Below are 12395 nucleotides of genomic sequence, written 5' to 3'. Positions count from 1 at the left end.
TAAACCATGCTTTGGTTTATTATAAAATAATAAAAAGGTCTACCTTTGCTGGCGTTTAAAGAAGTAAAAAGACTTTTTATGAATCTTCAAGAGACATTAGAATTAAATGTAAAAGCTGCTGTAAAATCTTTATTTGAAGCTGATTTGCAATCTGTTGAATTCCAGGCAACAAGAAAAGAGTTTGCTGGTGATATTACTGTTGTGGTTTTTCCGATGTTACGTGTGGTAAAAGGAAACCCTGCAATTATTGGTGAGCAAATAGGGCAATATTTAGTAGATAATGTGTCTTTAGTTAAGGCTTTTAATGTCGTAAAAGGGTTTTTGAACATTGAAATTGAAGATGCATATTATCTAGAATTCTTCAATTCTATAAACGATAATAGTAATTACGGTATTTCTAAAGTCAAAGATGATAAGGCTGTGATGGTGGAGTATTCTTCGCCTAACACAAATAAACCTTTGCATTTAGGCCATGTTCGTAATGTGCTTTTAGGTTATAGTGTTGCTGAGATTTTAAAAGCTTCAGGTAAAAAAGTGTATAAAACCCAAATCATCAACGATAGAGGTATACACATTTGCAAAAGTATGCTAGCATGGCAACGTTTTGCTCCCAATGGGAGTGATGGGCAAAAAGAAACTCCCTTAACAACTTTAAATCAAGATTTAAGAAAAGGGGATAAGCTTGTAGGGAATTACTATGTAATTTTTGATAAAAAATATAAAGAAGAAGTAAAGACATTGATTTCAGAGGGCCAATCTGAAGAGTATGCCAAAAAGAATGCGCCAATATTGTTAGAAGCCCAAGAGATGCTCCGAAAATGGGAAGCAGGAGATGAAGAGGTTGTAGCACTTTGGGGAACAATGAACGGATGGGTTTATGAAGGTTTCGATGCCACTTACAAAAGTATAGGTGTCGATTTTGATAAATATTATTATGAAAGTCAGACCTATTTATTAGGAAAAGAATTTATTGCAGAAGGTTTAAAAACTGATGTTTTTGAAAAAGATGAAGATGGTTCGGTTTGGTGTGACTTAACTGAAGATGGTTTAGATAGAAAAATTGTGCTTCGTGCTGATGGCACAGCGGTTTATATGACGCAAGATATAGGAACGGCTATTCAACGTATTAAAGATTACCCAGATGTAGGTGGTATGGTTTATACTGTTGGAAATGAACAAGATTATCATTTTAAAGTATTGTTCTTAATATTGAAAAAACTTGGTTTTGACTGGGCCAAAAACTTATTTCACCTGAGCTATGGTATGGTAGACTTACCGAGTGGTAAAATGAAAAGTAGAGAAGGCACTGTTGTTGATGCTGATGATTTAATTGAAGAAATGGCAAATACAGCCGAGGAGATTTCTAAAGAATTAGGAAAGTTAGATGACTATTCTGAAGATGAAAAGAAATCACTTTATAAAATCATTGGCCTAGGTGCATTAAAGTATTATATATTAAAGGTTGACCCTAAAAAGAGAATTTTGTTTGACCCAAAAGAATCTATCGATTTTCAAGGAAATACAGGGCCTTTTATTCAATATACCTATGCTAGAATTCAATCTATTTTAAGAAAATCTTCATCTGAAGATTTTAAAGCATCTGAGATATCTCTTCATGAAAAAGAAAAGCAGTTGTTAAAACAGTTAGAACAATTTCCTGAAGTCATCCAAAATGCAGCTGAGCAGCATAGTCCTGCATTGATTGCAAATTACACTTACGATTTGGTAAAAGATTTTAATTCTTTTTATCAAAATGTATCTATCCTTGGTGCAGATTCTGTCAATGAAAAATCGTTCAGAGTGGCCTTATCTAGAAAAGTAGGAGAGACCATTAAGAATGCATTTAATGTGCTAGGTATTGAAGTCCCTAATCGAATGTAAAGTATTAGAATTCTCCTTTGTACTTTAAAGCTTGTTTTATGTGCGCTAAATGATGGTTGCTATGCCATGCATACGTGCCAATAGTTTCTTCTAAAGTAAAGCTTTTACCATGTTCTGGATGAATAAATTTTAGTTTTAAATCTTCATCAGATAAGTTTCTGAGCAATATGCCTAGCTTAGCGTGTATGCCCTTTAAAATAGATAATGCTGTTTCGATATCATACTCATAATCTACAAGTTCCGCCCAGCGATTTTCATAATAAGGCCTAATAGTTGGTGTGTCTTCTGTTAATGATAATTTAAATCTTATAATGCTATTGATATGGCTATCAGCGCAATGATGTACCACTTGTTTAATTGTCCATCCATCAGGTCTGTATCTATAACTTAGTTCAGTATTAGATAGGTTTTTTGTTACTTCTTCTACAGAATTAGGGAAATTTTCGATATCAGTTATCCACTTTTCTTTTTGGTCTTTAGAAATGATATCTGGGGCTTGAAATTCGCCAATAGGGTATTTTAATTTTTGCAATTCTGTCGGAAGCATTATAGTAGTATTTTGGATTAAAAATTCTTTTATAAAAGTAGGGTTTTTAGCCGTAATTATATATAAAATAAAAGACCGTCAATTGACGGTCTTTTACGATTTACTCAAAAATAAATCTAATCATGCTTCATCGGGGGAAGAAGCATGATTAAGTTAATTTGTTTAATTAAAAATTATTAAACAAAAAAGATTTAAATTTTTGTGAAAATTTCAAAAATAAATTTTTGAGAGTTAATTGTTTAAGGGAATACTAAAATAGGTCCTTGTCACTAAAATTTTAATCTAAGGCTAAAATTAGGAGTTAACCCTAGAGCAAGTTCATTATTTTCAATAATTTGACTACCAGAGTTTAAGGTATAAAACCTATTGATAACATTTTCTCTGTCGAGTAAATTCCATACTGATGCACCTACTTCTCCGAACACGTCATCTGCTACCTGAAAGCTATAACGGGCTGAGGCATCTGCTCTTAAATAACTAGGTAAACGCTCAGCATTTGGGCTATTGTATTCTATAGTATTTTTATTTGGTTGATTTATGGATGGCACTGTATAAGGTTTTCCTGAATGCCAATTAAGACCAGCTGAGAGTTTTAAATTTTCAATCTCATATGTGGTTGAAAAATTAAGAATATGTGTGATGTCTAGGTTGTTGGGAAAAGCTTGGTTGTTATTTAAAAATTCAAACTCGTAATCATTTTTGCTATAAGAATAGCTTAACCAAGCACCAAAGTTTTTAAACTGTTTGTTAAATAAGATATCAATGCCTTTAATATTATAATCTCCAATGGCTCTTGCTAATTGAAATTGATTTTGAAAGCCTTGCGAACGTGTGCTTATACCATCAACATTTTTAATATAACCTTCTGCGCTAATCAACCAGCCTTTCTTTTTGTAATTTAATCCAACTGAAAATTGATTGCTTTTTAAAATAGGAACATCACTGGTATTAGCTAATTGCCATCTACGCTTTTCAATACCAAAAAAATCTTGCTGTAAATCTATAATTTGATTAATAGATTGATTTTTTACTTCACCTAAGAGCTCTAGTCTAAAATGATTCAGGAATTTTTGAGAGAAAACAAACCTAGGTTCAAATAAAACAGTACTAAACTTATCAAGGTAATTACCTCTTAGTCCAATTCTTGCATAAGTGTTTTTTGAGTTAGAAGTAAATTCGGCCTCTGTATATATGCCATGAGTTCTTATCACTTCTTTTACAGAACTTCTAAAACGAGGATTGGAAACATCTTCTAGATTTGATACACCAACTTCATTAAACTGGTAGCCAAAATTAAGGTTAAGATGTTTATCAACAGTTCTTAAAAAATCTACACGCGCTCCTACATCAACAACTTCATTTTCTTGAATCAGCTCTTGAGTAGTAAGGGTGTTTTCGCCAAATAGGCGGTAGTTAGAGCAGCTTAATTGTGCAGACATGTTTGTAGATTCTGACCACTTATAATTATAGTTTATGTTGCCCGCATAACTTCTTTGACTTAGTTGGCTTTCTGTTGTAGCTAAACTATTATTAGGGGAAATAATGTCGTAGTCTAGGCGATTAAAAATAGTAAGTAGGTTTGCTCTTATTGATGAGTTTTTGTTGATGTCATATAAGAACTTAAGACTTGCATCGTAAAAAAAGAAACGCTCATTTTGTTGTACATCAGAACCTGGAGTTGCGTATAGATTCTCTAGTTGAGTATTATTAAAAATCCGTTCTAAATAAGTGTCGTAGGTAGGTGTTAATAGAGCATCAGTATATGAGCGTCGTGCAGATAATTGCAATTCGGTTTTTTTTGATAGTTGAAATTTAGAAAAACCATCAACACTTAATAGATTAAAACCAGCACCAGATTCAGGTTTATCACCAATTTCATTTGAGTTTTCTATGCTAATAGCACTTGACACTCCAGATCCGTATTTGGCTCTTGTGCCATTAACGGTAACATCGACCTTTTCAGTTAAATAAGGGTTAAATGCCGAGATTAGACCAAAAAAATGACCGGTTTGGTACATTCTGATGCCTTCATATAGTATAAGATTTTGATCATTAGTACCACCTCTAATATTAATATTCGATATGCGCTCATCAACACTAATAATTCCTGGAAGCGTTTGTATGGTTTGTAAGATGTCTGGTTCACTTAAACCAGGAAGTATCCCAAATTTTTGAGGAGTGATTTCAATCTTACCATTAATAGTTTTTGCCAAACCTTTAGTAAGATAGTTTTGTATAAATACCTCGTCAAGTTGTTGTAAATTGTTATTACTAGAATTGTAATCTGGCTTCCGCAGCTCTACAGAAATAAATCGATTATTAAGTCTATTGAATGTTAAGCCTGTTTTTTCTTCAAGATATGTCAACGCATCCTCTAAACTTAAAGCATCATCAAAAGCTATATTAATTGTTTTTACAGTCTCATCTGCATAAGAAAATCTGATGTCGAACTTAGCTTCAAGTTGTTTCAATATTTCTGAAAGAGGTTTCTTCTCGTTATCTGTTTGGGCATAACAATGAAAAGAGACTCCAAATAGAAGAATTAGTAAAAAACTTTTGAAATTATTCACCATTTAAAACAATAACAGAATTACTTTTAGTGTAAGTTATACCTAAAGGTAAGGTTATTGATTTTAATGCCAAATCTAAGTTATCATGAGTAAAGCTACCAGAGAACAACTGTTGGCCATCTAATTTACTTGCATCTACAGAAATATCATATTGTCTTTCTAATTCATCCAATACATATTTTAAAGGTGCACTTGTAAATGAAGTTTCATTAGATAGCCAACTAGGTTGAGTTCTATTTTCTTTTTCATTTTTAATAATACCGTCAATAACTACAAAGCGATTTCCAGGGTTAAGCTTTAGTGATTTTGATTTGTAGTTAACAGCAACTAAACCTTCAAAGCATGTCACTTCAAAATAGTTTAGACGCTGTATAACATTAAATTGTGTACCTAAAACACTAACTTTTCCATCAGATGTAATGACATCAAATTTTGAACCTTTGGCAACACTAAAGAAGGCTTCTCCATCAAGAGAGACTTCACGTTTATTAGTCCATGAATTTTTATTATATACTATAGTAGATTGGGCATTGAGATTAACGGTAGAAGCATCTGGTAAACTAATTGTTGTGTCTTGTGCTATGAGTGTTTTTACCTTGGTATCTAGAGTAGAGTTGTAATAGAAGACACTAAAACTAATAAGCAATACTGCAGCAATTTTAAGTAATGGTCGTATCCAATTGTTGGATGTTTTAGGTTTTAAGTGAGATTTAACGTTATCGTACTCATTGTCTATACTATAATCAGGCGATTTAAAACCTTCTAATGATTTAGAAAGCTTATGTAAATCTGCATAATCATCTAATCCCTCAAAAGCTTTCTGCTCCTCAGGGTTAAGATTATGGTCAAGCCATTTTTTTATGAATTCTTCTCTTTCCATTTTGTGTATTCTACTTATATAACATGCAAGTTTTAAAAATCCCTACCTACATTATAATTCTTTTATATCTTCTCTAAGTTTTTTTAGCGCACCATAAATCCGTTTTTCAACTGCTTTTACAGATATGTCTAGTAGTTCTGCGATTTCTTTAAAGCGTTTACCTTCAACACGATTCATCATAAAAGCCACACGTTGTGCCTCAGTTAACTTTTCTAATGCATTTTGCAGTTTTTCGCTGTATTGTTTTTCTTCTAGTAAAAATTCTGGCGATTCGTTAGTGCTATTTTTTTGAGGCTTTTGGTGATGCTTTAACACCACTTTTTGGTGTGCAACAGCATTAAGCATCAAATTGTTTGCTGTGGTAAATAAAAAACTCTTGGCTTTTTCTGGGGGTACTTTTGCACAATTATCCCATAGTTTTATAAAAGCATCTTGTACTTTATCTTTAGGATTTAGATAAGAACCAAACTTGTAATATAAGAAGTCATGTAAATTTTTCGAGTGCTTTTTAAAGAGCGCAGAATAAATATGTTCTTCACAACTATTTTGGTGTAATGGTTTGGACATAGGGGTTTTCTATTGCAGTAAATTTAAAAAAAATTAAAACTTAGGTAGGAATAAATAAGATTGACTTGTTTTATAAGAAATCATAAAAATCAATTTATCATGAAATCCTACATTAAATCCTACTTTTTATTATTCTTGATAGCACTCTTTTTTGCCTCATGTCAAGATGAATCTGTAGAAATAATTAATCCAGATGAGCAAGAAGCTATATTACCTAATTCTGCTTTGTCTAATCTTATGCTCAGAACTTCAGCAAATGCAGTTTCTGATGATAATGTTTTAGATAATTCAAACTGTTTTTCGGTGGAACTACCAGTTACAGTTATTGTTGGTAATATTACTATTACAATACAGAATGAAGAAGGTTTAGATGAATTAGAAGAATTGTTAGAAGAGCTAGAAGGCGAAATTCCTGAATTTGTTTTCCCTATTACAATTATTTCTGCAGATTATGTTGAAACTGTAATCGAAAATCAAGATCAACTCGAAGCTTTATTAGAAGATTGTGTTGAGGATAATGACGTAATAGAATGTGTGGATTTTGTTTATCCAATATCATTTTCTGTGCTTAATTCAGAGTTTGTTATTATTGATACAGTAACCATTGAAAGTAATGAAGAGCTTCATGACTTTTTAGAAGATCTTGAAGATAGTGATATTAATTTAGTAGCATTAAACTTTCCTGTAACATTAGAGTATGCTGACGGTAATACTATTACTGTAAACACTAACGAAGAATTGTCTAACGCTATAGAAGCAGTTGGAGACGATTGTGATGATGATGATTATGAAAACTGTGATGTTGATGAAATTAAAGCTTCATTAAAGGAATGTAAATGGGTAATAGAAGCCTATTCTAGTTTTCCTGAGTTCGAAGATTTTGAGTTTGTGTTTAATGATGATTTCACTTTCGATATAATCATAGATGATAATCAGATTTTTTCTGAAGGAAATACTTGGGAAGTTGTTGAAGAAGGAGAAGAAGTCTATTTAATATTAACAACTGAGTTTGAAGATTTTGGAGGAGATTGGAAAATTGTAGAATGTGACTATGATGAGTTATATCTTACAAAAAATGATCAAACAATGTTGATTGAGCAGTATTGCGAGACAGATTTAAATTGTTCAGCTGAAGACTTATCTCATGATTTAATAGAGTGTTATTGGTTTGCAGGAACTAATCTTATCAATGACTTGGCCAATAAGTTTGTGTTTACCGAAGACGGAACTGTAAAAGTATATACAAATAATGAGTTTGTTGAGGTTGGAACTTGGAATGTAGGTGTAGATTCAGATACATTGACTTTAGTTTTAAATCTCACAGGAAATTACGATGTGCTTTCAGGAGTATGGGAAGTTATAGAGTGTCATGAAGGTTTTTATGGTCTCTCTAATGGCGATAATATTCTTCATTTAGAACAAGAGTGTTTTGATGACAATCCTTTTGAATGTTACCCAGAAGAAGGTGTAGAATTAGTAAAATGCGATGAAGATAATGATGGATATGCTCAATTTAATATCTATGAAGCTGTACCAGCTTGTGATAATTCAGGAGCGTCAGTTGCAATTACATTCCATACAACTTCTGAAGGTGCAGAAAATAATTCAGATTTCTTAGAAGGTGCTACAGCATATACCAATGTCACAAATCCTCAAACTGTTTATGTAAAAGTTGCATTAGTAAGTAATCCTGAAGAAAAATTAATTTATCCTGTAGAGTTAATTGTCGAAGATTGTAATGAGCCAAATCCGTTTGATTGTTTTGCAAGTTTTGATGCTGTGATTGAGCTTTGCGATGAAGGTAATGATGGTTACGAAGCGTTTGACTTAACCATTGCTTATTCAAATTGTACACCATTTGTAGATGTAGTAACCTATCATACGTCATTAGCTGATGCTGATGCTGATATAAATCCTATTGCAGACCCAGAATATTTTATAAATACGAGTTCGCCACAGACAATTTATGTTAGAGCAGAAGTTGGTGATACTTATGAAGTTTTTGAATTACAATTAAAGTTAGAAGATTGTACTAATCCTGGAGATTGTACAGAAGGCGATGTAGATGGTATCTTAATGAATTGCGAGTGGAAAGTCACAGAATTAAATGGTGATGATAACTTAATAGATTTTAGATTAACATTTTTAGATACTCAAGAGCTATTAATTACTGATTTAACTACAAACGAGACTGTAACTGGTACTTGGTCAACATCTACAAATAATGATGGTAATGTAGAAGTCATTTTAGATGGGGTTAATGGACCAAATATTCAAGCTATCGCTGGTGTTTGGACAGTAGTTGAATGCACAGGAGAGCAATTAATTTTGCATAGAACAGGTGATCAAATGACATTAGATAAAATTTGTGATTAATCATAGAACCGCTTATTAAAGTTAGTAGATTAATAAGTACAGTTGGTTGATGGAGAGCTACTCAATGTTGAGTAGCTCTTTTTTTGTGGTATTGTTATTATAAATACAATTATCTCCTCGCGTTTAACGTCTAAATTCTTAAATTTGCAACTTGTTAAATAAGAATAGAGATTATGTTTAATAATTTAAGTGATAAGTTAGATAAAGCGTTACACGTATTAAAAGGTCATGGTAGTATTACTGAGGTGAATGTTGCTGAGACGCTTAAAGAAGTAAGGCGTGCGCTTTTAGATGCCGATGTTAACTTTAAAATAGCTAAACAATTTACAAATACTGTTAAGGAAAAAGCATTAGGTCAAAATGTATTGACTACGCTTCAACCAGGACAATTAATGGTTAAAATTGTTAAAGACGAGCTAACCGAACTTATGGGTGGCGATGCAGAAGGTCTTAATCTTTCTGGTACTCCAAGCGTTATTTTAATGTCAGGACTACAAGGTTCTGGTAAGACCACCTTTTCTGGTAAGCTAGCTAATTATCTAAAAAACAAAAAAACTAAGAAACCTTTATTAGTCGCTTGTGATGTTTATCGTCCTGCAGCGATTGATCAATTGCATGTGGTTGGTGAGCAGATTGGCGTTGAAGTTTATAGTGATAGAGACAATAATGATCCAGTTGCCATTTCTCAAGCTGGTATTGCCCATGCAAAAGCTAATGGACATAATGTGGTTATCATAGATACTGCTGGTCGTTTGGCTGTGGATGAGGCCATGATGACTGAGATTTCTAATATTCATAAAGCCATTACCCCTCAAGAAACATTGTTTGTTGTGGATTCTATGACAGGTCAAGATGCTGTAAATACAGCAAAAGCCTTTAATGATATCTTAAATTTTGATGGTGTTATTCTTACTAAGCTTGATGGTGATACTCGAGGTGGTGCTGCAATTTCTATTAAATCTGTAGTTAACAAGCCAATTAAATTTATTGGTACCGGCGAGAAGATGGAAGCTATTGATGTCTTCTATCCATCACGTATGGCAGATCGTATTTTAGGAATGGGAGATGTTGTTTCTCTTGTTGAACGTGCTCAAGAGCAGTTTGATGAGCAAGAAGCGAGAAAACTTCAGAAGAAGATTGCTAAAAACCAATTTGGGTTTGATGATTTCTTAAAGCAGATTCAGCAAATTAAGAAAATGGGTAACATGAAAGATTTAATAGGCATGATACCAGGCGCAGGGAAAATGATGAAAGATGTAGATATCGATGATGATGCTTTTAAAGGTATCGAGGCTATTATACATTCCATGACGCCAACTGAACGTTCCAATCCAGGATTAATGAATGCAAGTCGTAAAAAACGAATTGCAAAAGGTTCAGGAACATCTGTACAAGAAGTCAATCAGTTACTAAAGCAGTTTACGCAAATGAGTAAAATGATGAAGATGATGCAAGGCGGTGGCGGAAAACGTATGATGCAAATGATGAAAAATATGCCACGTTAATATAACTCTAACAACTACACAACAACATGACAATCTTAGACGGAAGAAAAACCAGTAACGACATAAAAAACGAGATTAAGGCAGAAGTTGATAAAATGAAAGCCGATGGTGAAAAAGTACCGCATTTAGCAGCAGTAATTGTTGGTAATGATGGTGCAAGTTTAACTTATGTTGGGAGTAAAGTTCGTGCATGCGAACGTGTTGGTTTTGAGTCTACCATGGTACGTATGTCTAATACGACCAGCGAGATTGAACTTTTAGATAAAATTGAAGAGTTAAATGAAGATGATGATATCGATGGTTTTATTATTCAATTACCATTACCACCACAGATTAATACTCAGAAAGTATTAATGGCAGTAAATCCAGATAAAGATGTAGATGGTTTTCATCCAACAAATTTTGGTAAAATGGCATTGGATATGTCTACTTTTATCCCAGCAACACCTTTTGGTATTTTAGAATTATTAGATCGTTATGGTGTTGAGACAAAAGGAAAGCATACAGTGGTTATTGGACGTTCTCATATTGTTGGTCGTCCGATGAGTATCCTTATGGGGCGCAAAGGTTTTCCAGGTAATTCTACGGTAACCTTAACCCATAGCCATACCAAAAATATTACACAGATTACATCTCAAGCAGATATTATTATTTCGGCATTAGGAGTTCCTAAATTTTTAAAAGCAGAAATGGTTAAAGATGATGCTATAATTATCGATGTCGGAATCACCAGAGTAGCAGACGATTCTGAAAAAGGTTATTATATTACAGGCGATGTAGATTTTGAAAATGTAAGTAAAAAAGCAAGTTATATTACTCCAGTTCCAGGAGGTGTTGGTCCTATGACCATAGCTATGCTACTAAAAAATACTTTATTAGCGAGAGAGCAGCACAGACTTACTAAATAGTTGGCTCCTTGTTAAATTCTCTAATCTTAGATTCGGTCAGTATTGGTAGTAAAGAACATTTGTTGCCAATTGTTATAGCTATACTTTTTGCAACAGGTTTAATTATTTTTTCAGAATATAAATTAAGCTATAAATACAAAACTCTAGTATTCAAATGTCTTGGAATTTTTGTGTTTTTAAGCGTTGTGTCTTACCACATATTCAAAATATATGAAGGTGATTATAACTTCCGAATAGATTTGCCTCTATTCTTGTGTAGTTTTATGGCTATGGTTGCTCCAATTTTTACTTTTCAAAGAAAATATTGGATGTACGAAATTTTGTTTTTTTGGGTAATTGGTGGTACAACACATGGTGTCATAACTCCGGATATTCCTGAAGGTTTTCCAAATCCAAATTATTTTAGGTATTGGATAGTGCATATGGGATTACTCACTATTATTGCCTATGCAACAGTGGTCCTTAAAATGAGGCCAAAGTTTACAAGCGTTTTTAAATCCCTTATCGTATTACAAGGTTACATTATAGTTATGATGATTCTGAATGCAATTCTGGGTTCTAATTATTCATATCTAAACCGTAAACCTAATTCAGCATCTTTATTAGACTATCTGGATGAGTGGCCTTATTATATCTTAGAAGTAGAGCTGATGGTTATTCCTTATTTACTGTTAATCTACCTGCCATTTTATTTTTTGAATAAAAAGGCTAAGAAATAATTACTTAGCAAATAGTTGCGTCATATCCTTAAATGCTTTAAACTCTAATGCATTCCCTGAAGGGTCTTTAAAAAACATAGTAGCCTGTTCGCCAACCAAACCTTCAAAACGGATATATGGTTCTATAATAAATTCTATGTTTTTTGATGTAATGAGTTCTGCAAATTCATGAAAAGCTTCCCAAGGTAAAATTACACCAAAATGAGGTACTGGGACATGTTTACCATCAACAGCATTTGTTGGAGCCTCTTCGGGTTTTTTAGCGTTAAGATGAATGACCAATTGATGTCCAAAAAAGTTGTAATCTACCCAATGGTCACTGCTTCTACCTTCTTCAAAGTTTAAACTGTTTGTGTAAAAATTGCGACAAAGCTCTAAATCATGAACAGGAATAGCTAAGTGAAAAGGAGAAAGTGTGGACATATTATTTGTAATTTATACA

10 protein-coding genes are annotated in these 12395 nt (G+C 32.9%); 5 read left to right on the top strand and 5 right to left on the bottom strand.

Annotated features, from left to right (window positions below; all coding sequences use genetic code 11):
- Positions 1–78: 78 nt before the first annotated feature.
- The gene (gene argS / locus Q0770_RS06240) at positions 79–1881 is read left to right on the top strand and encodes an arginine--tRNA ligase (protein ID WP_299115150.1); all 1803 of its coding nucleotides are present in this window, start codon (positions 79–81) and stop codon (positions 1879–1881) included.
- A gap of 4 nt (positions 1882–1885) precedes the next feature.
- Here argS and Q0770_RS06235 read toward each other — a convergent pair whose 3' ends face one another.
- From Q0770_RS06235 to Q0770_RS06220, 4 genes are all read right to left on the bottom strand, one after another.
- On the bottom strand, positions 1886–2428 hold the full coding sequence (locus Q0770_RS06235) for a YfiT family bacillithiol transferase (protein WP_299115148.1): 543 nt from the start codon (positions 2426–2428) through the stop codon (positions 1886–1888).
- Positions 2429–2697: 269 nt separating this feature from the next.
- The gene (locus Q0770_RS06230; RefSeq protein ID WP_299115146.1) at positions 2698–5001 is read right to left on the bottom strand and encodes a FecR domain-containing protein; all 2304 of its coding nucleotides are present in this window, start codon (positions 4999–5001) and stop codon (positions 2698–2700) included.
- On the bottom strand, positions 4991–5878 hold the full coding sequence (locus tag Q0770_RS06225) for a FecR family protein (protein ID WP_299115144.1): 888 nt from the start codon (positions 5876–5878) through the stop codon (positions 4991–4993). The genes Q0770_RS06230 and Q0770_RS06225 overlap by 11 nt, the downstream gene beginning before the upstream one ends.
- A 51-nt stretch (positions 5879–5929) precedes the next feature.
- Positions 5930–6445 (bottom strand): RNA polymerase sigma factor, encoded by a 516-nt coding sequence (locus tag Q0770_RS06220; RefSeq protein ID WP_299115142.1) that lies wholly within the window; start codon positions 6443–6445, stop codon positions 5930–5932.
- 99 nt (positions 6446–6544) lie between these two features.
- Here Q0770_RS06220 and Q0770_RS06215 point away from each other — a divergent pair, with 99 nt between their 5' ends.
- From Q0770_RS06215 to Q0770_RS06200, 4 genes are all read left to right on the top strand, one after another.
- The gene (locus Q0770_RS06215) at positions 6545–8821 is read left to right on the top strand and encodes a hypothetical protein (protein ID WP_299115140.1); all 2277 of its coding nucleotides are present in this window, start codon (positions 6545–6547) and stop codon (positions 8819–8821) included.
- Between the two features lie 173 nt (positions 8822–8994).
- Positions 8995–10326 (top strand): signal recognition particle protein, encoded by a 1332-nt coding sequence (gene ffh, locus Q0770_RS06210; RefSeq protein ID WP_188375145.1) that lies wholly within the window; start codon positions 8995–8997, stop codon positions 10324–10326.
- A 26-nt stretch (positions 10327–10352) separates the two neighbouring features.
- Positions 10353–11234: a bifunctional 5,10-methylenetetrahydrofolate dehydrogenase/5,10-methenyltetrahydrofolate cyclohydrolase gene (locus tag Q0770_RS06205; protein WP_299115137.1), complete on the top strand. Its 882-nt coding sequence runs from the start codon at positions 10353–10355 to the stop codon at positions 11232–11234.
- Between the two features lie 8 nt (positions 11235–11242).
- Positions 11243–11953, top strand: a complete 711-nt coding sequence (locus Q0770_RS06200; protein WP_299115135.1) for a TIGR02206 family membrane protein — start codon at positions 11243–11245, stop codon at positions 11951–11953.
- On the opposite strand, the gene Q0770_RS06195 is transcribed toward Q0770_RS06200, so the two are convergent.
- A complete protein-coding gene (locus Q0770_RS06195) occupies positions 11954–12376 on the bottom strand; it encodes a VOC family protein (RefSeq protein WP_299115134.1) in 423 nt (140 codons plus the stop codon).
- Positions 12377–12395: the final 19 nt, after the last annotated feature.

The sequence above is a fragment of the uncultured Winogradskyella sp. genome (assembly GCF_947501905.1).
Taxonomy (GTDB): Bacteria; Bacteroidota; Bacteroidia; order Flavobacteriales; family Flavobacteriaceae; genus Winogradskyella.
Note: the sequence above shows the minus strand (reverse complement) of the source record. Positions and strands in the feature narration are given on the sequence as shown.